Raw genomic sequence first — 26,347 nt, 5'->3', positions numbered from 1 at the left:
GGTCGAGGCCCGTCGAGCAATCTCTCCGGCCCTCGTTTCAGCGTCAGCGAGTGTAGCAGACGCTACGCCTGTTGTCCAAGAATATCCTTGTGCGCCGCGCGCAGCCTGCGGATCGTCCGGTCCCGCCCGAGCAATTCCATCGACTCGAAAAGCGGCGGGCTGATCCGAGCCCCGGTGACCGCGACCCGGATCGGGCCGAATGCGGCACGGGGCTTGAGCCCAAGCCCGTCGATCAGCGCGCTGTGCAACGCGGCCTCAAGCGCCTCGTGCGACCACTGCGGCGGCTCGCTGACCGCCGGGTCCAAAACGCCCAGCACCGCCTCAAGGGCGGGTAGGGAGCCCGAACCGAGCTCTTTCGCGGCGGCCTGCGGGTCCACCTGGAACTCCGCCTCCGGCGTGTACAGGAATTTCAGCAAATCCCACGCCTCGCCGAGCACCTGCACGCGGGTCTGCACGAGCGCGGCGGCCGCGTCGAACAGGCCCCGGTCCTCCGACCCCGCGAGGTGGCCCTGGCCGACGAGGTACGCCCAGAGCCGCTCCGCGAAGTCCTCCGGGGCGAGCAGGCGCAAATGCGCGGCGTTGATCGCGTCCGCCTTCTTCTGGTCGAAACGCGCGGGGCTGGACTTCACGTCGTGGATGTCGAACGCCGCCACCATCTCCTGCAGGGAGAACACGTCCCGGTCCTCGCCGAGCCCCCAGCCCAAAAGGGCCAGGTAGTTGAGCAGGCCTTCGGGCACGAACCCCCGGTCCCGGTGGTGGAAGAGGCTGGACTCGGGGTCGCGCTTGGAGAGCTTCGCGTTCTTCTCGCCCATGACGTACGGCATGTGCCCGAACTCGGGGGGCTTCCCGCTGCTGACCCCGATCCGGCCGAGCGCCTCGTGCAGCGCCAGCTGCCTCGGCGTCGAGGAGAGGAGGTCTTCCCCGCGCAGCACGTGCGTGATCCCCATGACCGCGTCGTCGACCGGGTTGACCAGCGTGTACAACGGGTCTCCGCTCGCGCGGCTGAGCACATAGTCCGGCTGCGACAGCGCCGGGTACGAGATCCGGCCTCGGACGAGGTCTTCCCACTCGTGGTCGCGGTCGGGCATCTTCAGCCGGATCACCGGCGCGCGGCCCTCCGACCGCAAACGCTTGCGGTCGGCCTCGTCCAACGTCCGGTCGAAGTTGTCGTAGCCGAGCTTGGGATCCCGGCCCGCCGCCACATGCCGGGCGGCGACTTCTTCCGCCGTGGAGAAGCTCTCGTACGCCTCGCCCGCCTCAAGGAGCGCGGCGAGCGTGTCGCGGTACAGCTCGCGGCGCTGCGACTGCCGGTACGGCTCGTGCGGGCCGCCCACCTCGGGGCCTTCGTCCCAGGTCAGCCCCAGCCAGGTCAGCGAGTCCAAGATCGCCCGGTACGACTCCTCGGAGTCGCGCGCGGCGTCGGTGTCCTCGATGCGGAAGACGAACGTGCCGCCGTGGTGCCGGGCGAACGCCCAGTTGAACAGCGCGGTGCGCACCATGCCCACATGCGGGGTCCCCGTCGGGGACGGGCAAAACCGGACACGGACCGGCAAACGGTCAGCCATGCGACGCTCCTTCTTCCGCTTGGACCGGGTTGGCCAAAGTCCCAATGCCTTCGATCGTGACCGAGACCTCGTCGCCGTCGACGATCGGCCCGACCCCCTCCGGGGTGCCGGTAAGGATGATGTCGCCGGGGAGCAGCGTCATCGCCCGCGAGCACCACGCGATGAGTTTCGGGATGGAGTGGATCAGCAGGCTCGTGCGGGAGTGCTGGCGCAATTGCCCGTTCACCTCGGTCCGGATCTCAAGATCCTCCGGGTTCAGCTCGGTCTCGATCCACGGGCCGATGGGGCAGAAGCTGTCGTGCCCTTTCGCCCTGGTCCATTGCCCGTCCTGGCGTTGCTGGTCGCGCGCGGAGACGTCGTTGCCGATGGTGTAGCCGAGCACGACGGAGAACGCCTCGTCGCGCGGCACGTTGCGGCAAGGCCTGCCGATGACGACCGCGAGTTCGCCCTCGTGGTGCACGGTCTCCGCGTCGCGAGGCAGCACGATGGGCGCGCCCGGACCGATGATCGAGGTCGACGGCTTCAGGAAGATCACTGGCTCTTCGGGCGGCTCGCCGCCCATCTCACGAGCGTGCGCGAGGTAGTTCTTGCCGATGCAGACCACTTTGGACGCGAGGATCGGAGCGAGCACGCGCAGCTCCGCGAGCGGCCAACGTTTCCCCGTGTACGCGGGATCGCCAAACGGATGGTCGGCGATCTCATGGGCGACAGCATCCGGGCCGTCCCCCTCGATCCGCACGAACGCGACGCCGTTCGGACTCGCTACCCTGCCTAATCTCATGGGGTCCGAGCCTACTATGGACGCCATGGGACCGATCCGCGCCGCCCTCATGGCCTCGGCCGTCAGCCTCTCGGCAGCTTCTGCCTCGGACGCGACCCCGGCGGAGGACTTCGACCTGCAGGCCCATCGGGGCGGCCTCGGCCTCACCGTGGAGTCCACCATCGCCTCATTCGCCAAGGGCATGTCCGTCGGGGTCACCACGCTGGAGATGGACGTGCAGATCACAAAAGACCGCGTGGCGGTGATCACGCACGACCGGAAAGTCGACCCGTCGAAATGCTCCGGGCAGTACGTCGGGCGCTTCGTGAAAGACCTCACCCTCGCGCAGATCGAGACCCTCGACTGCGGCTCGAAGACCTTGCCGCAGTATCCCCGGCAGCAGGCCGTTCCCGGCGCGAAAATGCCGACGCTGCGCTCGGTGCTAGCATTGGTCCGCGAACGGGGCGGGGGCGTCACCCGGATGAACATCGAGACGAAATTCGAGGCCGGAGCACCTGCCGAGACCGCGCCCCGCGAGGAGTTCGTGCGGATCGTGGCGGACGAGGTCCGCCGGGCCGGGCTCGCCGAGCAGGTCACCATCGAGAGCTTCGACTGGGGGGCCCTCAAGCTCATGCGGGAGGTCGCCCCCGAGCTTCCGCTCGTGGCGCTCTCCTCCCCCGCGTTCTCCGCCGACCCGACCTCGGACAACCCGTGGCTCGGCGGGATCGCCCTCGACGACTTCGGCGGCGACGTCGCCGCCGCCGCGCGGTCCATCGGCGCGAGCGCGATCTCCCCGCAGTACGGCGATCCTCAGGACGGCAAGCTCGGCGATCCCGGCTTCGAGCTGCTCGTCACCCCCGAATACGTGGCGCACGCCCACGACCTCGGCCTGAAGGTCATCCCGTGGACCGTGGACGACAAGGCCACCATGGCCGCGCTCGTTCAGTCCGGCGTGGACGGGATTATCACCGACTATCCGGACGTCCTGCGCGAAGTCCTCGCCGAGCACGGCATGCCGCTGCCCCAGCCGAGGTGACGAGTTCGGCTTCGGTCAAAGCTCCCGAATAGACCGCGCCACGGCGTCGGCGAGCTCCGGATCGTCATCAAATTTCTGGATTTCCCACGAGCCCGTGTCGTGGTTGAACCAAGGATGGGCGCTGTCCGAAGCGCTCACGCTCCAACGCTTGCCTTGGCAGCCAAGGAACGCCATATACCTGGCTTGCGCGACTATCGGAGCAGGATCGTCGCTGACGTGGCTCTTCGTGGCGACAGTCGTCCCCCAAAAGGAGGCCCCAGGAAGATTCGGCCCTTCCCATGCCGTGAAAACGCCTTGGGCCTCGCCTTGGTCTTCCGCCCAGGTCCGGACCGCCTGCTCATTCGTGGCCCCTGCCAAGTATCTCTCGTTCCCGTCGGTTTTGTCATGCCGCAGAATCAAGATCCATTCGTGCGCGTCGTTCTCGATCCCAAAAAACTCCGTGTCGCGGAACAAGTACCGCTGCGGGTGATACCCGTCCGGAAGCAGAAAACTAATCCCCAACCCCTCGTTCGCGATCCGCTTCCCGCCCACGTCTTGGCCGGAGCCTGCCGATGTCGAGCAATGCTCGACTGGGTCAGCGGCCACCACCGCCTGCGGCGAGGAAGCCCAACAAGCAAACATCATTCCCATTGCGAGCGCGCCCGCCCCGTACCGTCGTCCCACGATGGCAGTATAACGCGGTCGAGACGACCGTCCCTCACCCCCTTACCGCAGCTCCCCGCCGCGCTTGCGCGCGAAGGGGATCGTGACGGATCCCCGGCGCGATGGCCTCGGTCGCCTTGTCCACGCCGGTGATCGCCGCCCACTTTCCGGCGAGATCTTTTGGCGGGCAGTCGATGGCAACGTCACCGCGACGCGGAGCGCGGCGGCGGGGATCCCGTTGCGCGTTCCCATCCCTGGTACGCCCTCGGATACCAGCGCCACGCCACCGGACGGACCCGCCATTCCAAAGCGAGACGGCGCGCTTGGCGCCAGTACTGGCGTTCTTCGGACTCGGTCCACTCGATCCCGAAGCGCTCACGGACGATTTTCGGCAGACCGCCGAGGTACGACAGCCGCAACGGCGGGCCGATGGCCTTCCGCACCAGGCTCCGCCGCAGCATCGCGTTCCCGAACCGGTGGTAGCTCTCGGGGAACGGCAGATAGGCGGGCCTGCCGATCTTGGGGAAAACGCGCCCGTTGATCAGCTTGAGCAACCAATCGGAAGCCTGGTTGGGCTGGAGCACCTCTGCGCAGTGCCGCTCCCACTCGACCTGGAACGCGGCTCGGTCTTTCGGCACGGGCGCGTCGCTCACCCCGTAACGGCGGTACCACGCCACTCCCTCTTGATACAGCCGCTCGCGCTCCTCGCCGGTGAGCGGGCGCAGCGAGTACACGTCCGCGACGTGCTCGGCCATCACTTGGAACGTGGCGTGCGCCCACCAGTACGTGGCGGGGTCGAGCGAATGGTAGCGCCGTCCGTCTGGGAACGTCCCTTTGATCTCCTTGTGGAAATCGCGCACCATATGGCCGGTCTGCGCCCCAGGGTCGTCGTAGACGACGCCGACGATCCCCGGCAAGGAGCGGAAAACCCGGTCCATCGGGTCGTCGAAGAAGTCCGAATGGTCGACGAGCGCTTGGCCGATCACCGGGTGCATCGTCTGCAGGACGCCTGCCATGCCGCCCGCATAGGCGATGCGAGAGTCGCCGACGAGCTGCCAGAGGAGGGACCCAGGGCCGATCCCGTCGGCATGCTCGACGACCTCCGAGGAAGTTCGAGCGCTGAGAGACACATCACCATGTTATAGAGATATGGCGCGCACCGCAATCAAGCTTCGTCGCCGTCGGCGAGCAGATGCGTGAACGCCGCGAGGTTCTTCGTCGACTCCCCTCTGGACGTGCGCCAATGCCATTCCCGCCTGATCGCCTCCGCGAAGCCGAGCGCGAGCAGCTGGTTGAAGTCCGCGTCCACTGCGAGGATGACCTGGCCGAGCACCCGGTCGAGCTCCTCTGCTCCGAGCGCGGCTCTCGGGATGTACCCGATCAGGTACACGTCCCCCGCCTTGTCGATGGTGTAGTGCACGCCGTAGAGCCCCTGGTTGCGCTGCAACAGGAACCGGAACACGTCCTCGTGGTTCTCCTCCGGGGCGCGGCACATGAACGCCTCGACGCGGACGCCGCCGTCGCGCGGGGCCAGTGCGACGCCGACCTGATGCCTGCGCTCGGCGGGGAGCACCACCCAGAAAACCCCGTGGTCCGCGATCTCCTCCGCTTCGAGCTCCAACTCGCGCAGACCGGCCCGGAGCGCCTCGCGCACCTCGTCCGCCCCGCTCACACGCTCACCGCCCGCATCGGGCGGTGAGCGCCCTGCAGCGCGGCCCGATAGGAGGCGAGGAGCCCGTCGACCGTCGCTTCCCAGGAGAACCTGGCAGCGTGGACCACGCCTGCGTCCCCCATCCTGCTCAGCAGCGTCGGGGCCGCGAGCAGGCTGGCGATCTCCTCGCGCCAGCGCTCTGGCTCCCAGCCGTCCACAAGCACGCCGCTCACCTGGTCCGCGACCGCCACCGGCAAGCCGCCGACGCGGGCCGCGACCACGGGCGTGCCGCAGGCCTGCGCCTCGACCGCGACCAGGCCGAAGGATTCCGAATGGCTCGGCACCGCCACCAGATCCGCCGCGCGGTACACCTGCGCGAGCCGCGCGGGCGGCTGCGCGGGCCACATCGTCACTTGGCCTGCCACGCCGAGGTCTTCCGCCGCCGCGGCGAGCCGCGCCGGGCTCAGGCCCGAGCCGGAAGCCTCGCCCACGACGAGCAGCCGCGTTCCCGGCTTCGAGCGCAAGATCTCTGCCATGGCGGCGAGCAGGACGTCCGGCCCTTTGAGCGGCTGGATCCTGCCGACGAACGCCACGATCTGCTCCGATGGATCCAAGCCGAGCGCGGCCCGAGCCCCGGCCTTGTCGCCGGGATTGAACACGGCCAGATCCACGCCAGGGGCCACGACGTCGATCTTTTGCGGCTCCGCCGCGTAGTACTGCGCCAGGTGCTCGGCTTCCGCCTGAGTGTTGACGATCATGCGGTCCGACTCCGCGACAAGCTGCCCCTCCCCGACCAGCCGCTGCAAAGGCTCTGGGACGTCGCCCTCGGCCAACGTCGCGTTCTTCACGGCTGCCAGCGTGTGCGCGGTGTGCACGAGCGGCACGCCGAGCCGGTCTTTCAGAAGCCAGCCGACCTGGCCGGAGAGCCAGTAGTGGGAGTGGACAAGGCTGTAGTGCCCTGCCGCGTGCCCGACGCACTCGCGCAGCACCCCCGCCGCGAACGCGCAGAGCTGACTGGGCAGCTCCTCCTTGCGCAGCCCCTCGAAGGGGCCCGCGACCACGTTATGCAGGGTGACCCCGGGAATGGGCTCCCAGCTCGGCGGATCGTCCGAAGAGGTCGCCCTCGTGAAAATCTCGACCGCCACGCCGCGACGCGCCAGCACGGTCGAAGTGTTGCGGATGTACACATTCATCCCGCCCGCGTCGCCGCTGCCCGGCTGCGCCCACGGGGAAGTGTGCACGGACAACACCGCCACACGGCGCGGCTGCGTCGGCGGTCGTCCGACCAACGCCGAAACCATAGGCGGGCGGGACCAGGGGGAAGCGGCCATCCCTCAAGGGTAGCCAATCCCTTATATTGAGCCGAACGTTCAGGTCCGCAACTGCGGGGGAAGGGAGAAACGTGGGCGACTACCTGCGTTCGTTCACCGATCTGACCACCACTGCCGAGGAGGCTCCCGCGCTGGTGGAGCGAGTGGTCGGCTGGCTGTTGGCGGAACAGATCATCGAAGAGCCGCAGCAACGTTCCGCGCACAGCGGACTCCGCTACGGCGCTGGGCCGAGCTGGCGCGCCTCGGTCGAGCCGACTTCCGATCAGTCGTTCGGCGGATGGCTGGAGGTGCGTGTCGAGCGCGACGTGGTGTGCGCCTTCCAATGCTTCGGCGACCCGATGCCCGGTTGCCCGCGATGCCGAACGCCCTATGCGCAGTACATGGAACACTTCGAAGGCTGGTACGCGGGGAGCGAGCCGACCATAGCCTGCCCCTCGTGCGGTCATGTCGGGCCGCTCGGGGACTGGCACGCCGACGAGCACTTCAACACGTACCCCGGCAACTACATCTTCCAGTTCGTCAACTGGCACAAGATGCGCGAGCCATTCGCCCAAGCGCTCATGGACCGGCTCGGGCCGAGGCCGAGGCGGGCGTACGGCAAACTCTGACCGCACGCCCGCCCCGGCAGGCTTCGGGGCTACGCCGCGAGACCGGCCTGCCGCCAGGCTCCGATCGGATCGGCCCAGACCGCGGAGAGCGCGACCGCGAGCGCGGCGAACTCCTGCACTTTCGATCCGAGGCGGGTGGCGCGCACGGAGACCCCCGGCATCGCCGAGGCCTCGTGGAACGCCTTCGCGACCTGCTCGGCGGCCTCGGGGTACGCGGTGAGCGCCTGACCGCCCAGCACCACTTCGTCCGGGTTCACGAAGCTCGCCGCGATGGCCGCGGACTCGCCGAACAGGCGCGAGCGCTCGCCCAAGAGCTCTTGGGCGACCGAGTCGCCCGCGGCGGCCTGGCGGATCACGTCCTGCACGGTCTGCGCCGACCTGCTGTGCGGCTTGGCTCCGGTGAGCCGGTTCCACGCGAGCGCGAACGCGCTGTCGCTCACCGCCTCGGCGAGCGTGCCGACGCCGTCGTGCCCGAGCAGCAGCTTCGAGCGCACCGGCAGATGCGCGACCGTTCCCGGCCCGCTCTTCGGGCTGTGCACCCGTCCGCCGATGGTCAACGCGGTGCCGAGCGACTCGCGGCCGTAGAAGTGCAGCGTGGTGCGCTCGCGCACCGGGCTGGTCACGACATGGTTGCTCGGCGGCAGCAGCAGCTCAGCCGCAGCGACCGCTTCGACCTGCACCGCGAGCGAGGTGGGCAGGCCCAGTTTCGCGGAGATGGCCCCGGCGAGCGGCGCGTCTTTCCAGCCCAGCTCCGCGCGGCTCGTCGTGCCAGAAACCGGGTCGACCGAGCCAACGCTGGCCACCCCGGCCCACAACGGCCTTCTGCGCGGCCAACGGACCAGGTACTGCCTTGCGCTCGAAGCGATCTGCTCCAAAGCGTCTTTGACGTTGCCGCGCGGAGTCGCGAACTCCGCCGAGTCGAGCACCTTGCCCCGGATGTCTCCCGCGACGATGGAAACAGCGTTGAGGCCGACGTACACGCCGAGCACCAGGTAGGGCTCGTGGTCGATCTCGACGGGCACGCGCGGGCGGCCGACCAGGCCGCTCGGCGCGAGGTCGGCCCGCTCGCGCAGCAGGCCCGCGTCGAGCAGCGCGACCACCTGGCGGTTCACCGTCGCGACCGAGAGGTCGGTGGATTTCGCGAGCACGTCCCGGCTCACCGCGCCTTTGCCGCGCGCGGCGTGCAGGACTGCGGAGGCGGGGATGTCGGAGAAGCCCAGCCGGGGCTGGACCACTCGGCCGAGATCCCGGCGGACAGGCAGCCCCACCGGCCGCAACCGGACAGGGGCATCACCACGCGCGGCGGTCTCTGGCCGCGCAAGCAAGCGGGTGGGAGCCGGAACACGGGTCGGGGAAAGCAAGGGAGAAGCCATAATCTGGGAAATTCCTCTTCGGAAGCGCCAGCTCTTCGTTCGCTGGCGGAATGTCGACTGTTGGTAGGGCGAACAGAAAGTTCAAATCCGGCGTTCGGCCACGAGTCTTCGAAAAAGAATCAGCGTGATGAGCTCTCGTGGGCGCGACGCGCGCGGCGGGTCAACAACAGAAGGGACACAACTCCCGAATGGGCGGCAGGCGATTGCCCAGAGCCGTGAGCTCATGGGCTGGCAACTTGTTTGTGGCCTGCATGCGCACAGATTAACACAGGCCCGATGGGATCGTCGCGCGCCCCGCTACGATGGCCCTATGAGACGTATTGCTGTGGTGACCGGCGCAAGTTCTGGGATCGGCGAGGCGACCGCCGTGACGCTGGCCGAAGCCGGATTCGACGTCGTCCTCGGGGCGCGGCGGCTGGACCGGCTCGCCGACCTCGCCGAGCGCATCGGCGCAAGGGCGCTGCCTTTGGACGTCACCGACCAAGCTTCGGTCGACGCGTTCGCCGCCCAGCTGCCCTCGGCGGACGTTCTAGTGAACAACGCGGGCGGAGCCTTCGGACTCAGCCCGCTCGCCGAAGCCTCCGTCGACGAATGGCGTGCCAACATCGAAGTCAACGTGTTCGGCACATTGCGGGTCACCAAAGCGCTCCTCCCCTTGCTCCGAGCCTCCGACGACGCGCTCATCGTCACTGTGACCTCCATCGCAGCGGACACCGTGTACACCGGCGGCTCCGCGTACACGGCGGCCAAGCACGCCCAGTCCGCCCTGCACCGCACGTTGCGGCTGGAGCTCAAGGGGGAGCCGATCCGGATCTCGGAGGTCAAGCCCGGCGCGGTGAACACGGAGTTCTCCCTCGTCCGATTCGGCGGCGACCAGGCCAGAGCGGACGCGGTGTACGAAGGGATCACGCCGTTGGTCGCGCAAGACGTCGCGGACGTCATCGGCTTCATCGCGACTCGCCCGGCGCACGTCAACATCGACTCGATCACCATCAAGCCCCGCTCCCAGTACGAGGGCGCACAGCAGTTCCGCGCTCCGAAACCGTAGGGCTTAGGCTATGGCCATGCGAGAGACCCAGAACACCACCCCCTTGATCGTTGCCGACTCCGCCACAGTACTCGACGTCGTGACAGACCGGGCGGCGAAAAGCCCCGGCCATGTCTTCTTCAACCGAACGGTCAACGGCGCGGAACGGCAGGTGAGCGCCAAGGAGTTCTACGAGCAAGTGCGGGAAGTCGCGAAGGGTCTTGTCGCCTCCGGCATCGAGCAGGGCGACCGGATCGCGATCTGCGCGCCGACCCGCTACGAGTGGACGCTCCTTGACTTCGCCGTGTGGGCCGCCGGGGCTGTCACCACCTCCGTCTACGAGACCTCTTCGAGCGAGCAGGTCCGCTGGATCCTCAGCGACTCCGAGGCGAAGCTTTTCGTCGTGGACGACGAGAAGCTGCTCAAAGCGCATCAAGCCACGCTCGAAAGCATCCCGACCCTGCGCGAGACTCTGACCTTCAACGGAGCCTCCGGCGCGATCGAGGAGCTTGCGCGAAGGGGCGCCGACGTCCCGGACAGCGAACTCGAGGCGCGCCGCGCGCAGCTGAAGGCGGACGACCTGGCCACGCTCATCTACACCTCCGGCACGACCGGCAGGCCGAAGGGCGTGTGCCTCACGCACCGGAACTTCCTCTCCGAGGTGATCGCGACCCAGGAGCCGATCAAGGCGATGGCCCCGAAGGCGGGCCCGGCCAGCACGGCCATGTTCCTGCCCTTGGCCCATATCTTCGCCCGCGCGCTCACCATCACCTCGATGAGCTCCGACGTGCTCATCACGTTCCTCTCCTCGACCGCGAACCTCTCGGAGGATCTGCAGCGCATCCAGCCCACGGTCCTCTTCTCCGTGCCAAGGGTGTACGAGAAGGTCTACGACTCGGCGAAGAAGAAAGCCGCGGCGGGCGGGAAGGAGAAGATCTTCGAGCGGGCCGCAGAGGTGGCCGTCGCGTACAGCGAGGCTTCGCAGAAGGGCAAGGTCGGCCTCGGACTCAAGCTGCAGCGCGCCGTCTTCGACCGGCTTCTGTACGGCAAGCTCCGCCAGGCGGTCGGCGGCAAACTCGTCGCCGCAGTGTCGGGCGGCGCGGCGATCTCCCCGAAGCTCCTGCACTTCTTCAGCGGAGTCGGGATCAACATCTACCAAGGCTACGGCCTCACCGAGAGCACGGCGGGCATCACGTTCAACTCGCCCGAGGCGAACAAGATCGGCTCGGTCGGCAAGCTGGTGGCGGGCTGTCGCGCCCGGATCGCCGACGACGGCGAGATCCTGCTCGCCGGGCCGGTTGTGTTCGGCGAGTACTGGCGCAATGCCGAGGCGACCAAGGGCGCGATCGAGGACGGGTGGTTCCACTGCGGCGACCTCGGCCAGATCGACGGGGACGGCTTCCTGTACATCACCGGGCGCAAGAAGGACATCATCGTCACCGCCGGCGGCAAGAACGTCGCGCCCCAGGTGCTTGAAGACGGGCTGAAGGAGCACGAGCTGGTGAGCCAGAGCGTTGTCGTCGGGGACGGCCGCCCGTTCATCGCGGCGCTGCTCACCATCGACCCGGAGGCCGCCGCCGCGTGGGCCTCGGCGCACGGGCTTTCCTCGGACGTCTCCACCTCCGAGCTGGCGCAGAACCCGGAGTTCAAGGCCGAGCTGCAGAAGGCTGTGGACAACTCGAACAAGCAGGTTTCGCAGGCCGAGGCGATCAAGAAGTTCGCGGTGCTCCCCGAGGATTTCTCTATCGAGGGCGGCACGTTGACCCCCACGCTCAAGATCAAGCGCGATGTTGTGGCGAAGACCTACACGAGCGAAATCGAGGCTCTGTACTCCTAAAGCGCGACAGCGGGAGGCTCGGCGCGAGCAGTGCCGGGCCTCTCGCTTTTTGGACCGGACGCGTCCCCCGCGCGGACAAAGGCCAGGCCGCATTACGTCCCCAGCCCGGCTGACGCGGACCCCGTTTCTACTACTTTCTGTAGTAGAAACTACGATGAGTCCGTGAACACAGTCCTCAAGGACCGCCTCAAAGACTGGCAGCCGACGCTTCAACAACAGCGGCTCGCCGCGCTGATCTGCCTCGTGGCCCAAGGTCTCATCACGGTCACCGGAGCCGTCGTGCGAGTCACCTCGTCCGGTCTCGGCTGCCCCACGTGGCCCGGTTGTTTCCGCGACAGCCCAATACCTCGCCCTGACCTGCTCGTGCCCTGGCAGCATCAAGCGATCGAATTCGGCAACCGTCTGTTGACCGGCCTGGTGAGCATCGCGGCGATCGCCGTGGCGGTGCTGGTCACGCGGGCGCGCCGCAGGCGCGAGGTGCTGATCCTGGGCTGGGCGATGATCGGCGGAACGCTCGCCCAAGCGGTGATCGGCGGCGTCACCGTGCTCGCGGGCCTGAAATGGTGGACGGTGGCAATCCACCTGGTCGCCTCCATGGTGATGGTCTGGCTCGCGACGCTCCTGGTTGTGAAAGTCCGCCAGCCCGACGATGCGCCGACCTCGGGCGAAGCCAACCGATTGCTGCGAGCCTGCGCGGCCGTGTCCGGGGTGCTCCTCGCGCTGGCGCTCGTCGCGGGCACGTTCGTGACCGGAGCCGGACCGCATGCGGGCGATAAGAGCCCGGCCAAACCGGTGGAGCGCTTGGATTTGAAGATCCCAGAACTCGCGCACTGGCACAGCATGCTCGTGTTCTGCTATCTCGCGTCTTTGATCGCCCTGGTCTGGTTCGCGCGGTCCGCGAACCCTCAGGCGCGGCGGGCGGCGCTCGTCGCCGTGGGCTTCGCGCTGGCCCAAGGGACCGTTGGCGAAGTGCAGTACTGGCAGGGCGTGCCCGCGCTGCTCGTGGTGCTGCATGTGGCAGGCGCGGTCGTGGTGACCTCGGCGACGGCGCTCGTGTGGGCCCGTGCCTCAGAGCCGGTCGGAGCTTGTTAATCCCGCCCGTCGCGCAAGAGCCACACGCCGGTGGCCATATACAGCCAAAGCGCGTCCAGCCACGGGCCGTTCAGCTCGGCGAGCTGACACGCCAACTCGTGCAACAGCTCTCCGACGTGGTCATGCCAGGACACGATCAGCTCGAACAGGTCCGCTATCGGCTCCCCGGCGTATTCGAGCGAGAACCGCAGGGCCGCCTCTTTCGCCGGGCGTAAATCCAGCAGCATCGCATACGGCGTCTCGCACGCTTGCCGCAGCACGTCCGGAGGGAACGCGTGCCGGAGCGCCACCGACAACCGCCAGTGCCGCACAGGATCGACGAACCCGTCCGGAAGGGCGAACCAGCCTTCGGCCCCCGCCGCGATCTCCGCGCGCGAGGTCCGCCAGAGCGGATCCGCGCCGCCCTCCCGAGCGAGGGCGCTGTACCCGTCGCGCCGCCAACCGACGCCCGTCCACTGCTCCGAGCCTTCCGCCCACGCGCGAGCCGCCGACAGCAACGCCCTCGTCTCCTCGCCTGCCTGTCCGGCGTGCTCCCAGAGCGCCAATGCCGTCCGGTCGAACATCGCCTCCAACAAGCGGCGGGTGAATCCGACCGGCGGCAGCTCGCCTGGGCCGAGCGCCGCACGGAATTTCGCGAAAACACGGCACTGCTGCGGATCCGAGGGAGAGCATTGCATCGTGTTCATCGCCCGCAGCCGCTCATAGCCGCACGCGGCGCGGCATATGAGCATTTCCGCCCAGGCCGCCGCTTCCAGGAAGCCTTCTGCGGCGGCCTCCATCAAACCCACATGTTCGAGCCGGGTTTCCCGCACATCAGCGGCCCATGCCGCAGCGTCGGGAGCTGTTGACCAATCCATTGCGAACTCCTCTTGCTGGTCACCAGTTCAGGTTGTCGCCGCCGCGTTCTTCTTTGCGGTATTGGTCGAGTTCTTGTTTCCAGCGGGCGTTGGTGAGCTGCGCCCTGCCGGAGCGTTCCGCGGACTTGCGGTACCACTCGGCCTCCTTCGGGGGCAGGCCCGCCGGGTCGTACAGGCCGTCCGGGTCCCGCTTCGCCGCGTCCTGCGCGTGCCGCAACGGGTCGTCCTGCTTCGCCCGCAGCTCCTCGGAACTCAACGTCTTCGCGTCTTCGACAGCCTTTTGCCCCGCCTCGCCCAGGTCGTAGCCGGGACGGCCCGGCCAATACGACTCCACCGGGCTCGGCATCGTCGCCAACGAATGCACATACGCGCTCTCCGGCTCCTCGAGGAAGCACACCGCCGTCAACCGCCACGAGTTGTCCCCGCCCAAACCCTCCTCGAGCAGCCACCTCGCCAAACCCACCGCCAACAAGCCCGGATCGGTGATGTGGTCCGTGCCCGCCGGGGCCCTCGAGCGGTCCAAAACCCGCGTGCCCTCCGGCAAGCGCATCGCCGGATCGACCTCGCCCAACCAGCCCGTCGTCGTCACCCGCGCCGCCACCGGACGGAACACCCCCGCCGCCTCGTTCGGAGCCACACGTGTGTCCTCGAACAAGAACACCAGACCACTGAGCCCGACGTGCTCGAACGGGGACTGCTCCACCCGCCCCCACGTGATCCCGTCCGCGAGGAACCCCGCACGCCCCGCGCCCACGACCGTCCCGCCACGAACGACCCAGCCCGCCAACTCCCCCGCCCCCGAAGCCGGATGCGACGTAGCCAACAAGCCCTCCAAACCGCCCAACGCCGACCCCAGCGCCGCCGTCTGACCATGCGCGGCCTGCAACGCCGTCACCGACAACTGCGTCACCCGACCCGTCCCCAACACCTCCGCATGCCCCGCCACACGATCCGCCGCCCGACCAGCCCCCGCCGCCGTGTCGCCCGTCCGCACCGCGTCCCGCAACGCCCCCTGCTGCGCCGACTGCGCCCGCGTCTCCCCACCAGCAGCCCCAGCACCAGCCGAACCGCCACGACTGAGACCAGAACCCCGCGGCTCGTTCGAGCCCGACGAGGACTGCGAAGCCGCAGACCTCTCCGCCACACCCGCGCCCTGCGCCCCCGTCCGAGAAACCTCCCCACCAGAACCACCCCCAACACCGCCGACCCCGCCGACCCGGACAGGCTGCCCAGCCCCACCACCAACACCACCGATCCCGCCGATCGACGGCGGAGCACCAACACCCCCACCAGAAGCCGGAGCCGCCTGCGACGCAGCAGCAGGAGCCGCGCGGTCCGCCACTGCGGCGCCAGACTGCACACCAGTCGAGGCACCACCAGCCGGAACACCAGAACCACCCGACCCCTGACCGCCCCCAGCGCCTTGGGAGCCACTCGCCAAAGCGGGCTGTTGACCGGAACCGCCTCCGCTAGAAGCACTTGCCTGTGTGTCGGTTTGCCCAGTTTGGCTCGTCACAGGACGAGCAGACGCGTCCCTTCCAAAATCAGATTGCCCAGTTTGGCTCGTCACAGGACGAACAGACGCGTCCCTTCCAAAATCAGATTGCCCAGTTTGGCTCGTCACAGGACGAACAGAGGCATCGCTTCCGAAATCAGATTGCCCGGTCTCGCTCTTGACTCCCCCGCCGCCCCAGCTCGTCGGTTGCCCGTCGAAGCCGTAGTCACCGTCCTCGGGGGCTTTGTACTTGCCGGTCAACGCGTTGACTCGCGCGGCCTGGCTCTTCGACATATCGTCTTCGAGTTCTCGCCTGGCCTGTTCCATATGGGTCTCTTTGTGAGCTTGATGGAGTGCCCAGTCAGGCCAAAATTGGGTGCTCTGGATCGTCTCCAACGCCTTGTTCGCCGCCACCTGGTCACTGGACTTTGAGTCTCTCACCGGTCCTGCCGCCGCGTCCATGAACTGCTGCCCCGCCAGCGCTTTCGCGGCTAACGCCCCGCCTTTCCTGCGAAACTCCAACTGGCGCGCCCGCACTGCGGCATAGGAGTCCGACTGCTTGCCGTCCACCTCAAACGCGCCTAACAGCTCGGTGTAGGCTTCGTCGGCTTCCTGCAGCGCCGACTGCAAGGCAGTCAAACTCTCCCTGTGCCCTTGCGCCGACGAGTCCAACACCGACTCGTCGGCGTCCGAGTAGTGCTTATCAGCTATATCCTTGAATGCGCTGAATTTATCCGGCCACGGCATTCCTGACATCAAATTCCCCTTTTTTAATATGAAAAATAGATACCTACTGGGGGCATACTTTGTTCAGAGCGTCTATAGCATCGGCAAATTGACTCGCAAGCGGATTTATTTCGCCCGCCAACGAGTGCGCTCCCGCCGCTTCCGAGAATTTATCCGCAGAATTGACGTATGCATTCATAGCGCCAACAACGCCCTTTGGCGCATCAGGGCCAATCAGTCCCCGCAAAAGCGGAAGAGATTTGACCGTGGCCTCCCGGAACTCGTCGCCAGCATCATTGACTTCCGAATCGCCGAAACCAGATTGATGAGCAAGATTCCAGTAAGGCTGCGAAGGGACGTAGCTTTCGCGCGCGTCCGCTAGCCCGACTGCACAATTTCGCCTTGTCATTGATCGGGCTCACTCTCGGCGTGGTCGAGGTCGGCGCGGCACTGGCGCTGGTCGGCGCGACAGCCTGGGCAATGGTGGCCGACCCGACGCTCCCGCCCCGCTCGCAAGCGGAAAAGCCTGCCATCACGACAGCGGCGAGAACCGCCGACACGCTCCCTTTCATAGCATTACCACCTTGATCCATCCTGTTCGCCTAATTGCCGCATGCCTTGTTCGCGGCATCAAGCGCATCCATATACTTATGATTCAAAGGGTTCATTTCATCCGCACCGGATCGCGAGGCGACCGCATCCGAAAAATTTTTCACAGCTTCCACGAACCGGCGGATGGCATCTCCAACATCTTGAGGGGCACCGGGCCCAATGGCAGAGGCAAGCAAGGGAGCCAACTTCCCGACCACTTCGGTGGCATGGTCAGCAGCAGCGCTCACTTCAGGATCAGTCCAGGACCAACCATTCTTCAGAGTTAGCTTGCGATACGCATCTGTCGCATTCACAATCTCCTGCCCCCGAGAGTCGAAGTAATGACACAGCTTCGCCTTGTCGTTGATCGGGCTCACGCTCGGCGTGGTCGAGGTCGGCGCGGCGCTGGCGCTGGTCGGCGCGACAGTCTGGACAATCGTGGTCGATCCGCCGCTCCCGCCCCGCTCGCAAGCGGAAAAGCCTGCTGCCGCGACAGCGGCGAGAACCGCCGAAACACAACCACGCCCATACCGTCGTGCCATTTTCCGCTGCTCCTTTTCGCTTCTCGCTCTTGCGGTCAAAACTTGTCCGTCTACTCGAATCCGACAATGCGCCCGAGACCGTTGTCCAGGTGGAGCGAGACCGAGTTGCCAATCTCCGCTTCGGAGTACTGGGCGACCGCCGCCCGAGCGGCTTCCTGATCCTTTTCCGCCACGCTGTTCGTATCGGCGTACTGTTTGCTCTTGTTGTCCTGGTCGGCCTGGGACTGCTGCTTTAGGTTCCCGTTCTTGTCGTCGCTCCCCGCGGCGGCGTGGAATTCTCTCGCGCGGGCGTTGAGCTGGTCGACCGCCATCCGGACCGATTGCAGGGCTCCTGCGATTTTCGCCTCGGCCAAATTGATCTTCTCGGTGTCGGCCGCCGTGCGCACTGCCATGTCAAACCGCCTTTCCCTGTCGTGCCGCTTCCTCGCCCGGCCCTTCGACCAGCTCCGTGAATTTCGCCCTCGCCTTCGCCGCGCATGCCGGGATCACCCGGTCCAAGCGGGAGCCCACGCGGGCGAAGACCTCCGGATGCAGCCAGAGCGCGAAGGGGGCCGAGTAATCCGAGGTCACGATGACCGAAGGCGAGCGCTCGTCGTCCTTGCCCTGGAATCGCACCGTCGCCGTGTCGATCCGCTGCAGCCGCTCCAGCGTCCGGGCCGTCCGCTCCTCCGCCTCGATCACTTCGGGGGTGAGCACCACCCCCGGCTCGGAGCGAAGGATCTCCTTCGGGTCGGACGGCAACGCCGCGAGCGCCTTCGCGATGCGCTCCCTCGCCGCCCGCTCGTCCGACTCGCGCTGCTGCTCCGCCGTCGCGCGCGGCCCCTCGGCGGCCTTGCGCTCGCGAATGTACTCGTCAACGGTGTCCGGGCGCAGGTGCTCGGGCAGGCCCCAGTACTCGTCGTAGTACCGGTTCTCCAAGTCCGCCTTGCTCGGGGCGGGTTTGTGGAAGGCGTCGTTCACCGCGACGAGGAGTTTGCGGATCGCGGCGACCACGGCCGACTCGATGATCCGCGCCAGGTGCTCGGCGCCGATCAGCTCGTTGCGCGGCCCTCGGCGCTGCTCCAAGTCTTCCCGAAGCCTGTCCCAGTCCAACCACAGCTCGTCCAGAGAGCAGCCGTAGCCCACCGTGGCGCGCGCCCTGCCGCATGCCGACTGCTCGGTCGCGGTCAGCTTCGGCAGCACTTCTTCCATGAGCCGGACTCGTTCCTCGAAGGACAAGAGATCCCGAGGCGGCGGCAGCACGTCACCCGATCCCGCCACCATTTCCCGTCTTCCGCCGCAACGACTGCACGCACCGCTCCTCACGTGGGCTTCCGCCATGGAAGGCCCGAATCGATCGGGCCCGCTGTTGCGTTCAGTGTGGACCCGGAAACACGCAGAGAAAACCAGGTGAAAGGTACGGATTGCCGATCAGGGAAGAAAAATGCCGCACATGTCCCCCTGCTTCACAAGGGGGCGCGGACCTTCCCCTTCAAGCAGAAAATTGATGTATGACTTACATCACAAAAAACTAGGGGCGGGCGTGTTCTGAGAAGTCGCCGTGCCTGCCTCTGCCCTCGGCGAACTTCGTCGCCCCGGCTACGGATTCGGCGCTGAGCGAGACCAGGCCGTGCCGCCACTCGTTCTTGAGCGCTTCGTCCAAGGGCAGGTGCTCCTGCTCGTACGTCGAGAGCCGGTCGTGGCGCATGCACTGCTGCGGGAATCCGGCGAGCTCTTCGGCGAGCGCGACGGCCTCGGCCAAAGCTTTGCCCGGCTCGCTCACCCGGTTCGCGAGGCCCATCCCCAGCGCCTCCGCCGCGCCCACCGGTCGGCCGGTGAGGATCATGTCCAGAGCGCGCGACTGGCCGATCAGCCGAGGCAGCCGGATCGTCCCGCCGTCGATCAACGGCACGCCCCAACGGCGGCAGAACACCCCGAACACCGCGCCGGGGTCCGCAACCCGCAGATCGGCCCAGAGCGCGAGCTCGAGCCCGCCCGCGACCGCGTAGCCCTCGACCGAGGCGATCACCGGCTTCGAGAGCAGCAGCCGAGTCGGCCCGAGCCCCGAGAGGCCCGGCTCTCCCGCGGGCACAATGTGCTCGACTCTGCCTTCCGCGACGGCTTTGAGGTCGAAGCCCGCGCAAAAATTCCCACCAGCCCCGTGGAGCACCGCGACGCTCGCCGCGTCGTCGGTTTCGAACGCCGAGAACGCGTCCGTCAGCGCCTCGGCGTGCTCGCCGTCGATCGCGTTGCGCGCCTGTGGACGGTCGAGCGTGACGATCGTGACTGGGCCTCGGCGTTCGACGGAAACAGGCATGCCGCGACTCTACGCCTCGACTCTGCCGCCATACGTCGGCTCAAGGCGCTTGACGAGCTTGATCACCTGGTACGTCACCGGCATGACCAAGAACTCCACCGCCGACTTCCACAGGAAGCCGAACACGGTGTAATTCACGAAATCCCGCCACGTGGCAATGCCGATGGCGCCCGCCGCGATGGAGCAGAACACGAGGGTGTCCACGAACTCCCCCGCCAAAGTCGAGCTCGACAGCCGCAGCCACAGCCGCCGCTCCCCCGAGCGGCGTTTGAGGGCGACCATGACGTAGCTGTTCACAAGCTCCCCGGAGACGAACCCTGCGAGCCCCGCCGCGAGCAGCCACGGCGTCGCGCCGAGCACCTGGCCGAACGCCCCGCCCCGGTCGTAAAACGGAGCCGAGGGCAGTCCGATCGCCGCGCGGAAGCAAACCGCCGCGAGGATGAGCCCCGCGAATCCCGCCCACACGACGCGGCGGGTGGCTGTGAACCCGTACACCTCGCTGAGCACGTCGCCGATCACATAGCTGAGCGGGAAGAGGAAGAACGCGCCGTCCGTCACCACGGGGAGGATCTGCACCGGCCCGATGGCGAACGACACCCCGGAGAACAGCTCGACGCCTTTGCTGGCGGTGATGTTCGAGATGATCTCGACGGCCATGAAGAGCTGCGCGAGCACCGCGTACGGCGCGCTCGGCAACGCGGCCCAGCGGACCTGCGCACGACGTTCCGGCTCTGGCATCCGGCAATTGAAACATGAAACGCAGGAACCACGCACGACGGTGGCGGCACGCCCCGAGAAGAAGTAGGCTGGGTCAACTGCACGGCGCGATGTACACGAGGAGCGGGAGTTTTCAATGAGCCTTGGCGAGGACCAGCCGCACGACGTCGCGGGGTCTGACGAGGCGATCTCGCCCGTTCCCGAGCCGCCCGTCCAAGCGCCGTCGCCGAGCGCTCCCCCTGCCGCCCCGCGCAGGACGGCGCAGCTGCCGCAGACCGCCGACCGGTTCTCCTTCCACTCCACCGCGCTGACCACCTCCTCCGACGGGCTCTCCGTCGTCCAAGTGAACCGTTTCGGCGAGATCCTCGACGTGCGCCACATCGGCCCCGACCCGCGCACCGACTCCTGGGTGCTGCGCTTCGCCGAGATAGGCAAGATTATGGCGCAGGCCAGATGGACGTGGTCCGTTGCGCTGGCCGCGATGGGCGACATGACCGTGGCCGAGCACTTCGGGGTCGCGCGGCTGCCGGAGCCGTCGGGCCAGGGCCGCCAGCCCAGAGCCGTCGCGCTCCACCACGACTTCCCCGGCGGGGTGGAGCTGTCCTTCGGCGCGCCGCGCCCGCCCCGGACCGCCCCGGCCCCCATCGCCCAGGCGAACGATGACGAGGACGAAGAGCCGTTCCCCGCCTTGCTCCTCGAAGTCGACTGTCCCGACCCCAGCTACCCCGCCCTGCTCGCGAAGGCGCAATCGTGGTTCTTCAGCGGCTCTCAGGACGAGCGCGTGAAGGCGGTCGTGGACGCGGCGGGCAGGCAAGTCGCGTGGTACACCCGTGGCGATCTCACCAACATCTACACCAAGGCGCAGCTCGAAGACGTGCTCCAGCACTGCCTCCATCTCGCGAGGCGCGAAGCCCAGGCCTGGCTCGCCAAACATTTCGCGCCGCTCTGGCAGAGCTATCCGACTTGGCTGGCCACCAACGCCCCGCTCGAGCGGGACTGGGGCTCGGACGCGGACCAGATCCCCGATTCGCTCATCGGCCCCGGCTGGGCGCTCGGATCCCGGCACACCTTCGACGCGCTCCCCGAGTTCCTCGCACAGCCCGCTGGCCGCTGGCAGCCGCACGGCGCGAAGCTGTTCGGCTGGCCGAGGGATTCATTCGGCGATTTCGCCTCGAAACAGACCGAGACGCGCACCGCGCTCGACGACCGGCTGTCGCTGACCGTCGACGCCAAAGGCAGGGTCGTGTCATGGTCGGCGGATCCGGATTTGCTCCGCTGGCACACTCTTGGCGAAATCGAATGGATGCTGACCAGCATGTATTTGAGCATCTGCAAGGACCTGCAGCTGCGCCTGTCCGCCTTGGCCCGGCAGACGAACCCGGATGTCGGCATCCGCACGCTCGCGATGGGGCTGGTCGACTTCTCCGTGCACGCGCCGGAATTCGAGAAGCTGCGCTGGTGCAGCGCCGCCCCCATGCGTCAGGAATACGAGCCGCTGCCGAAGCGGTCCGACGCGCTCGCCGACAAATTCGGCCTCCGCGTCCGCGTGCCCGGCTCCGAGAGCGACCGGCTCGACCTGTACAGCGAGGCCTCGCAAATCGCGGTCACCTGTGTCGACAGGCCCGAAGCCCTGCTCTCGGTGAGTGTCGGCGGCGACTGCGCGCCGCTCGACGTGCGCGTGGACCCGGCCTGGTCGCAGCGCTACGCCGAAGAGGACGTGCCGTGGCTGCTCGACCAGCTCTACCAACGCGCGGTCGATCTGGTCCTCGAAGCGCAGATCCGCGTCCTCCTGCCGGTGTGGCGCACCCCCGAGCACTTGGTCGTGGACCGCGACGTGGCCCGGCTGTGGTTCCTCGTCGGCCTGCCCGCGCCGTTCCATCGCGCCCCCACTGCCGTCCTCGACGACTAAATGCATGTGACCGAGGCCACTCTTTCCTCCCCGTTATGCCAATTCGCATAGCCGCCGCCACACTCTCCCATGCTTATGGCATATAGCCTAATGCTCACCTGATCCTGGTTCTCCAGCAGAGGAGCTACGTGTGAAGAACGCATGGGTGTACGCCGTCGCCGCCGCGACCCTCGCCGCGACCGGCGTGTTCGTGGCGCATCTGCGTTTGAGCCCGATCCCCGATTTGGCGATCGGCCACTCGCCCAAGCCTCCCCAATTCGGCCAGCTCCGCGAGAAGGTCGTCGACTACGAGGTCGCCGGGCCGGTCGGCTCCGCCGTGGCGCTGTCGTACCTCGACGAGCACAACGCCGTCCAGCACGTGTCCGCCACACTGCCCTGGCGCGTCACGCTGCGCACCAAGCAGCTGACCATGCCGACCGGGGTGACCGCGCAGTCCAGCGCGGGCCAGGTCTCGTGCCGCATCCTCGTCAACGGCCAGCAGCGCGACGAACAGTCCGCGAGCGGAGCCTCGGCCGCGGTGACCTGCAACGTGGTGGCCGCATGAGCCGGCCGCCGCTCGGGCGGCTGCTGCACAAGTTCGCCGCGCCGGTCGTCGTGCTCTGGCTGCTGCTCGCAGGAGCGCTCAATCTCGTCGTCCCGCAGCTGGAGACGGTCATCCAGCAGCGCGCCCAATCCTTCCTGCCAGACGAGGCCGCCTCCGTGCAGGCCTTCATGAAGCTCGGCAAATACTTCGGCGGCACCGGCACGAACAACTTCGGCTACCTCCTCGTCGAAGGGGACCAGCCGCTCGACGAGGAGGCGCATCAGTACTACTCGACGCTCCTTGCGAAACTGCTCGCGGACAAAAGACACGTCAACTCTGCGCTCGACCTCTGGTCTGACCCGAACTTCGCCCCCGCGAACGAAAGCCACGACGGCAAAGCCGCGTACGTCCTGGTCAACCTGGCCGGGAACATGGGCACGGCGCTGGCCATGGAGTCCACCCAGGCGGCTAGGGACATCATTGCGGCCACTCCGCCGCCGACGGGGGTCCGCGTCTATCTCACCGGAGCCTCCGTCGTGGTGAACGACGAGCTCGTGTCGATCAACGACTCGATCCTCATCCTCCTCGCCGCCTGCACCCTGCTCGTCGGAGGAGTCCTGATCTGGGTGTACCGCTCCCCGACCACCATCATGGTGCCCTTGCTCACCGTCGGGCTCAGCCTGGCGACCGCGCGGGCGGTGGTCGCGTTCTGCGGCGACCACGGTCTCATCAGGATCTCGATCTTCGCCTCCTCCCTGCTCTCGGTGATCGTGCTGGGCGCGGGGACGGACTACGGCATCTTCCTCCTCGGCAGGTACCAAGAGGCGCGTCGGGCTGGCGAGGACCCCGAGCGCGCCTACTACACCGCGCTCGCCGGGACCGAGCACATCATCGTCGCGTCGGCGCTGACCGTCGCGGGCGCGACCGCCTGTATGACGTTCACCCGGCTCGCCATCTTCTCCACGTCTGGGCTGCCCTGCACCATCGCCGTGATCGTCACCCTCGCGGCGGCGCTCACGCTCGGACCTGCCCTCTTGGCGCTCGGCAGCAAACTCGGCTACCTCGAACCGCGCGAGCGACAGGCGATCCGGCGATGGCGGCGGATCGGCACCACCGTGGTCCGCTGGCCTGCGCCGGTCCTCGCCGCGAGCCTCGGGGCGCTCGCCGTGCTGATCCTCATCCTGCCCACGTTCACCGTGAGCTACGATGAGCGCAAAGCGCAGCCGAGCGACTCCCCGGCGAACACGGGAATCGCCGCCGCCGACCGCCATCTGCCGCCGAACATCCTGATCCCCAACCTCTTCGTCGTGGAGGCCGACCACGACATGCGCAACCCCTCGGACCTGATCGCCCTCGCGAAAGTGACCAACGCGATCGTCGCGCTCCCCGGGGTCAACGCCGTCCAGGGCATCACAAGGCCGCTGTCCGCCCCGCTGGAGCAAAGCACGCTCACCAGCCAGGCGGGCTACGTCGGCAACCGGCTCACGCAGATGACCGATTTGCTCCAGCGCCGAGTCGACGATTTGAACACGCTCTCAAGCCGCGTGGGCCAGCTGTCGGCCACGATCAACGGGCTCGAAGGCGCGCTCAGCTCCGGCAAGCAAGGCATCGGCCAGGCTCTCGGCAGCGCCGAGCAGCTGCAGGCGGCGCTCTCGGGCGTCGTGGAGAAACTGGACTCGCTGCGCGACACCGCCGAACCCGCCCGCCAGTTCGTGAGCTCGCTCCCGAACTGCGAGAACAACGACTATTGCCAAGCCGCGCTCACCGGCTTCTCGCTCTTCGACGACCTCGACCAGTTCGACGGCCTGGTCGGGGGTCTCGTGCGCGGCTCGAACTCGGCGGCGCAGTCGCTCCCCCGGCTCTCCGCGCAGTTGGGCGGGCTCAAGAGCTTCGTGGCCCAGGCCAAGGCGTTGCTCGCGCCGCTGCAAAGCGCGCTCGGGGCGCTGCTGCCGCAGGTCTCGCAGATCACCCAGTTCACCGAGGAGGTCAGCAAGAGCTTCGCGGCTGGCGACCCCAACAATTCCTTCTTCTTGCCCAGCCAAGCCTTGGAGAATCCGCTCTTCAAGAATGCGATGCCGTACTTCTTCTCGCCGGACGGCAAAGCCACTCGCATGATCGTCACCGCAGAGATGCCGGGCTTCAGCCAGGAGAGCATGGACTTGAGCGCGGAGATCATCCCGACCGCGCTCACCGCGATCAAAGGCACCTCGCTCGCGGGCAGCACGGTGAGCGTCGGCGGCGCGGGCGGCACGCTGCTCAACATCCAGGCGTTCGCCCGCGAGGACTTCATCACCAGCATCGTCGCCGCCTTCGCCTTCGTCTTCTGCGTCGTCCTCATCCTGCTGCGCAGCCTGGTCGCGGCGGTCGTGGTGATCGGCACCGTCGCCCTGTCGTACCTCTCCGCGCTGGGGCTGACCGTTTTCATCTGGCAAGACATCGTCGGCAACCAGTTGCACTGGTCGGTGGCCCCGATTTCGTTCGTCTTTCTCGTCGCGGTGGGAGCGGACTACAACCTGCTGCTCGTCGCGCGATTCAAGGAGGAGCTGAAAGCCGGGATCAACACCGGGATCATCCGTTCCATGGCGAGCACCGGCGATGTGGTCACCACCGCAGGGCTCGTGTTCGGCTTCACGATGTTCGCGATGATCGCGGGATACGCCCACAACATCGCGCAGATCGGGACCACAGTCGGCATCGGGCTCTTCCTCGACACCTTGATCGTCCGCTCGTTCGTCATCCCCTCGGTCGCCGCGCTCCTCGGCAGATGGTTCTGGTGGCCGATCACGGTGCGCAACCGGCCGGAGCGAGCCCGGGCTGCCCCGCAAAGCTGATGACTGCTGGTTATCCGGTCAAACCGCTGCATTAAGAGCCGCCCCCGACTGCCGGCCACAGCGCCGTCGAGGAGCGCGCACCAACGTCGTCCGCCCCATGCCGAACCTCGCCCGACCCCAGCAATACGCTTATAACGCGCCTGACGGCGCAATGCAAGACAGAAAATGTTTTATATCACCGAAATTGACCCTATTTCAGGGGCTGCGCGGCTTGCGAGATTCCCCGCACGGCATAATCCGTGATTCCACAGACGTTTCTCAGCTCACTTGTTATAGAAGCTTCTCGGCTCAAAAGCGCGCTTAAGAAGCGACAGCAGCGGTTCTCGTTTTCTTACGCCTCTTATCGGTTTTCGTTTCTCGTGCTCTCAAAGCGGGCAGTTCGGACACGGCGGGCTTGAACGGCACGCTCGATCTCAGCAACGGCTCTAACAACGCTTCGAGCAGTGCCGCGAAAGGGGCCGACGCGGGCGCCGCAGCCGCAAACACGACCGGAGCCGCCACAACGGCCCCGGCGCGACCGCCGCGCAAGCGGGCAGCCTCCCGAGCTCTACGACCTCCACGCCACGACCTCCACGCCCCTGAGCGCGGCGGCAGGCTCGGTGTCGACGACCCTGAGCACAGCACAGGCCTCGGGCACCGCGCAAACACCGCTCACATCGAACAACCCGGATCCTTATTAAGATCGTGCGAGGGGTCGAGTTCGCGGGCGGTGTCGTGGGCCTTGCAGTCGATAAAATCTTCCAACACCACGAGACCGTTCATGCGGCCGAGCGCTGCTCCGAATCCACCCACTCGCCGTCAACCCAGTGAAGTGCGTCGATCATTACAAGCCTCCTGTTTCCTTCTGCCGCGAGCTGGCTCGATTGCGCCTTCTTCCTGCCTCCAGCTGGCCAACGCGTATCCCCCAGGGCGGTACATGAGGTCCATGCCGCGGTTCA

The 26,347-nt window shown here is 67.2% G+C and carries 22 protein-coding genes; 8 read left to right on the top strand and 14 right to left on the bottom strand.

Features of this window, described 5'->3' with window-relative positions:
- Positions 1 to 62: 62 nt before the first annotated feature.
- Both gltX and HMPREF9336_RS07450 read right to left on the bottom strand, forming a co-directional pair.
- Positions 63 to 1,565 carry a glutamate--tRNA ligase gene (gene gltX / locus HMPREF9336_RS07455; RefSeq protein ID WP_007470547.1) on the bottom strand — a complete coding sequence of 501 codons (1,503 nt, stop codon included), beginning with the start codon at positions 1,563 to 1,565 and terminating at the stop codon, positions 63 to 65.
- The gene (locus HMPREF9336_RS07450; protein WP_007470544.1) at positions 1,558 to 2,346 is read right to left on the bottom strand and encodes a fumarylacetoacetate hydrolase family protein; all 789 of its coding nucleotides are present in this window, start codon (positions 2,344 to 2,346) and stop codon (positions 1,558 to 1,560) included. The genes gltX and HMPREF9336_RS07450 overlap by 8 nt, the downstream gene beginning before the upstream one ends.
- A gap of 16 nt (positions 2,347 to 2,362) precedes the next feature.
- Between HMPREF9336_RS07450 and HMPREF9336_RS07445 the strand changes: the two genes are divergently transcribed.
- On the top strand, positions 2,363 to 3,361 hold the full coding sequence (locus HMPREF9336_RS07445) for a glycerophosphodiester phosphodiesterase family protein (RefSeq protein WP_007470542.1): 999 nt from the start codon (positions 2,363 to 2,365) through the stop codon (positions 3,359 to 3,361).
- 15 nt (positions 3,362 to 3,376) lie between these two features.
- Here the strand turns inward: HMPREF9336_RS07445 and HMPREF9336_RS07440 are convergent, their stop codons facing one another.
- From HMPREF9336_RS07440 to mshA, 4 genes are all read right to left on the bottom strand, one after another.
- Entirely contained in the window at positions 3,377 to 4,024 is a 648-nt protein-coding gene (locus HMPREF9336_RS07440) for a hypothetical protein (RefSeq protein ID WP_156920315.1), read from the bottom strand.
- Between the two features lie 182 nt (positions 4,025 to 4,206).
- Positions 4,207 to 5,133: an oxygenase MpaB family protein gene (locus HMPREF9336_RS07435; RefSeq protein ID WP_007470532.1), complete on the bottom strand. Its 927-nt coding sequence runs from the start codon at positions 5,131 to 5,133 to the stop codon at positions 4,207 to 4,209.
- A 35-nt stretch (positions 5,134 to 5,168) separates the two neighbouring features.
- On the bottom strand, positions 5,169 to 5,675 hold the full coding sequence (locus tag HMPREF9336_RS07430; protein ID WP_007470530.1) for a type III secretion system chaperone family protein: 507 nt from the start codon (positions 5,673 to 5,675) through the stop codon (positions 5,169 to 5,171).
- On the bottom strand, positions 5,672 to 6,985 hold the full coding sequence (gene mshA / locus HMPREF9336_RS07425; RefSeq protein ID WP_007470528.1) for a D-inositol-3-phosphate glycosyltransferase: 1,314 nt from the start codon (positions 6,983 to 6,985) through the stop codon (positions 5,672 to 5,674). The genes HMPREF9336_RS07430 and mshA overlap by 4 nt, the downstream gene beginning before the upstream one ends.
- Before the next feature lie 71 nt (positions 6,986 to 7,056).
- On the opposite strand from mshA, the gene HMPREF9336_RS07420 reads away from it, so the two are divergent.
- The gene (locus HMPREF9336_RS07420; RefSeq protein ID WP_007470526.1) at positions 7,057 to 7,593 is read left to right on the top strand and encodes a hypothetical protein; all 537 of its coding nucleotides are present in this window, start codon (positions 7,057 to 7,059) and stop codon (positions 7,591 to 7,593) included.
- Positions 7,594 to 7,622: 29 nt separating this feature from the next.
- On the opposite strand, the gene HMPREF9336_RS07415 is transcribed toward HMPREF9336_RS07420, so the two are convergent.
- On the bottom strand, positions 7,623 to 8,861 hold the full coding sequence (locus tag HMPREF9336_RS07415; protein WP_007470524.1) for an ROK family transcriptional regulator: 1,239 nt from the start codon (positions 8,859 to 8,861) through the stop codon (positions 7,623 to 7,625).
- A gap of 415 nt (positions 8,862 to 9,276) precedes the next feature.
- Here HMPREF9336_RS07415 and HMPREF9336_RS07410 point away from each other — a divergent pair, with 415 nt between their 5' ends.
- The 3 genes from HMPREF9336_RS07410 (at position 9,277) to HMPREF9336_RS07400 (ending at position 12,922) form a co-directional block, all read left to right on the top strand.
- Positions 9,277 to 10,014, top strand: a complete 738-nt coding sequence (locus tag HMPREF9336_RS07410) for an SDR family oxidoreductase (RefSeq protein ID WP_007470522.1) — start codon at positions 9,277 to 9,279, stop codon at positions 10,012 to 10,014.
- 16 nt (positions 10,015 to 10,030) lie between these two features.
- Positions 10,031 to 11,830, top strand: a complete 1,800-nt coding sequence (locus tag HMPREF9336_RS07405) for an AMP-dependent synthetase/ligase (RefSeq protein WP_007470520.1) — start codon at positions 10,031 to 10,033, stop codon at positions 11,828 to 11,830.
- Positions 11,831 to 11,992: 162 nt separating this feature from the next.
- Positions 11,993 to 12,922 carry a COX15/CtaA family protein gene (locus HMPREF9336_RS07400; protein WP_007470518.1) on the top strand — a complete coding sequence of 310 codons (930 nt, stop codon included), beginning with the start codon at positions 11,993 to 11,995 and terminating at the stop codon, positions 12,920 to 12,922.
- Here the strand turns inward: HMPREF9336_RS07400 and HMPREF9336_RS07395 are convergent.
- The 7 genes from HMPREF9336_RS07395 to HMPREF9336_RS07370 form a co-directional block, all read right to left on the bottom strand.
- The gene (locus tag HMPREF9336_RS07395) at positions 12,919 to 13,779 is read right to left on the bottom strand and encodes a hypothetical protein (RefSeq protein WP_007470511.1); all 861 of its coding nucleotides are present in this window, start codon (positions 13,777 to 13,779) and stop codon (positions 12,919 to 12,921) included. The genes HMPREF9336_RS07400 and HMPREF9336_RS07395 overlap by 4 nt on opposite strands.
- Before the next feature lie 19 nt (positions 13,780 to 13,798).
- Positions 13,799 to 14,785 (bottom strand): hypothetical protein, encoded by a 987-nt coding sequence (locus HMPREF9336_RS18955; protein WP_021030292.1) that lies wholly within the window; start codon positions 14,783 to 14,785, stop codon positions 13,799 to 13,801.
- A gap of 1,817 nt (positions 14,786 to 16,602) precedes the next feature.
- A complete protein-coding gene (locus tag HMPREF9336_RS18385; protein WP_007470509.1) occupies positions 16,603 to 17,133 on the bottom strand; it encodes a hypothetical protein in 531 nt (176 codons plus the stop codon).
- Positions 17,134 to 17,183: 50 nt separating this feature from the next.
- Positions 17,184 to 17,525 carry a hypothetical protein gene (locus HMPREF9336_RS07385; RefSeq protein WP_007470508.1) on the bottom strand — a complete coding sequence of 114 codons (342 nt, stop codon included), beginning with the start codon at positions 17,523 to 17,525 and terminating at the stop codon, positions 17,184 to 17,186.
- Between the two features lies 1 nt (position 17,526).
- Positions 17,527 to 18,396 carry a hypothetical protein gene (locus tag HMPREF9336_RS07380; protein ID WP_021030291.1) on the bottom strand — a complete coding sequence of 290 codons (870 nt, stop codon included), beginning with the start codon at positions 18,394 to 18,396 and terminating at the stop codon, positions 17,527 to 17,529.
- A gap of 247 nt (positions 18,397 to 18,643) precedes the next feature.
- A complete protein-coding gene (locus tag HMPREF9336_RS07375; protein ID WP_007470506.1) occupies positions 18,644 to 19,429 on the bottom strand; it encodes a crotonase/enoyl-CoA hydratase family protein in 786 nt (261 codons plus the stop codon).
- 9 nt (positions 19,430 to 19,438) lie between these two features.
- A complete protein-coding gene (locus HMPREF9336_RS07370) occupies positions 19,439 to 20,167 on the bottom strand; it encodes a queuosine precursor transporter (protein WP_007470505.1) in 729 nt (242 codons plus the stop codon).
- A 115-nt stretch (positions 20,168 to 20,282) separates the two neighbouring features.
- Between HMPREF9336_RS07370 and HMPREF9336_RS07365 the strand changes: the two genes are divergently transcribed.
- From HMPREF9336_RS07365 to HMPREF9336_RS07355, 3 genes are all read left to right on the top strand, one after another.
- Entirely contained in the window at positions 20,283 to 22,055 is a 1,773-nt protein-coding gene (locus HMPREF9336_RS07365) for a hypothetical protein (RefSeq protein WP_007470504.1), read from the top strand.
- 130 nt (positions 22,056 to 22,185) lie between these two features.
- Positions 22,186 to 22,599: an MmpS family transport accessory protein gene (locus HMPREF9336_RS07360; RefSeq protein ID WP_007470502.1), complete on the top strand. Its 414-nt coding sequence runs from the start codon at positions 22,186 to 22,188 to the stop codon at positions 22,597 to 22,599.
- Positions 22,596 to 25,409: an MMPL/RND family transporter gene (locus tag HMPREF9336_RS07355; RefSeq protein ID WP_007470500.1), complete on the top strand. Its 2,814-nt coding sequence runs from the start codon at positions 22,596 to 22,598 to the stop codon at positions 25,407 to 25,409. The genes HMPREF9336_RS07360 and HMPREF9336_RS07355 overlap by 4 nt, the downstream gene beginning before the upstream one ends.
- The last annotated feature ends 938 nt before the right edge of the window (positions 25,410 to 26,347 follow it).

Source organism: Segniliparus rugosus ATCC BAA-974 (genome assembly GCF_000185725.2).
In the GTDB taxonomy this organism is placed as follows: Bacteria; Actinomycetota; Actinomycetes; order Mycobacteriales; family Mycobacteriaceae; genus Segniliparus; species Segniliparus rugosus.
The sequence above is the reverse complement of the archived record's forward strand: the minus strand, read 5'-3'. Positions and strand labels throughout refer to the sequence as shown.

Coding starts and splice junctions, on each gene's coding strand:
- gltX (WP_007470547.1), bottom strand. CDS start 1,565: ATGGCTGACCGTTTGCCGGTCCGTGTCCGGTTTTGCCCGTCCCCGACG.
- HMPREF9336_RS07450 (WP_007470544.1), bottom strand. CDS start 2,346: ATGAGATTAGGCAGGGTAGCGAGTCCGAACGGCGTCGCGTTCGTGCGG.
- HMPREF9336_RS07445 (WP_007470542.1), top strand. CDS start 2,363: ATGGACGCCATGGGACCGATCCGCGCCGCCCTCATGGCCTCGGCCGTC.
- mshA (WP_007470528.1), bottom strand. CDS start 6,985: ATGGCCGCTTCCCCCTGGTCCCGCCCGCCTATGGTTTCGGCGTTGGTC.
- HMPREF9336_RS07410 (WP_007470522.1), top strand. CDS start 9,277: ATGAGACGTATTGCTGTGGTGACCGGCGCAAGTTCTGGGATCGGCGAG.
- HMPREF9336_RS07405 (WP_007470520.1), top strand. CDS start 10,031: ATGCGAGAGACCCAGAACACCACCCCCTTGATCGTTGCCGACTCCGCC.
- HMPREF9336_RS07395 (WP_007470511.1), bottom strand. CDS start 13,779: ATGGATTGGTCAACAGCTCCCGACGCTGCGGCATGGGCCGCTGATGTG.
- HMPREF9336_RS18385 (WP_007470509.1), bottom strand. CDS start 17,133: ATGGCACGACGGTATGGGCGTGGTTGTGTTTCGGCGGTTCTCGCCGCT.
- HMPREF9336_RS07385 (WP_007470508.1), bottom strand. CDS start 17,525: ATGGCAGTGCGCACGGCGGCCGACACCGAGAAGATCAATTTGGCCGAG.
- HMPREF9336_RS07380 (WP_021030291.1), bottom strand. CDS start 18,396: ATGGTGGCGGGATCGGGTGACGTGCTGCCGCCGCCTCGGGATCTCTTG.
- HMPREF9336_RS07375 (WP_007470506.1), bottom strand. CDS start 19,429: ATGCCTGTTTCCGTCGAACGCCGAGGCCCAGTCACGATCGTCACGCTC.
- HMPREF9336_RS07370 (WP_007470505.1), bottom strand. CDS start 20,167: ATGCCAGAGCCGGAACGTCGTGCGCAGGTCCGCTGGGCCGCGTTGCCG.
- HMPREF9336_RS07365 (WP_007470504.1), top strand. CDS start 20,283: ATGAGCCTTGGCGAGGACCAGCCGCACGACGTCGCGGGGTCTGACGAG.
- HMPREF9336_RS07355 (WP_007470500.1), top strand. CDS start 22,596: ATGAGCCGGCCGCCGCTCGGGCGGCTGCTGCACAAGTTCGCCGCGCCG.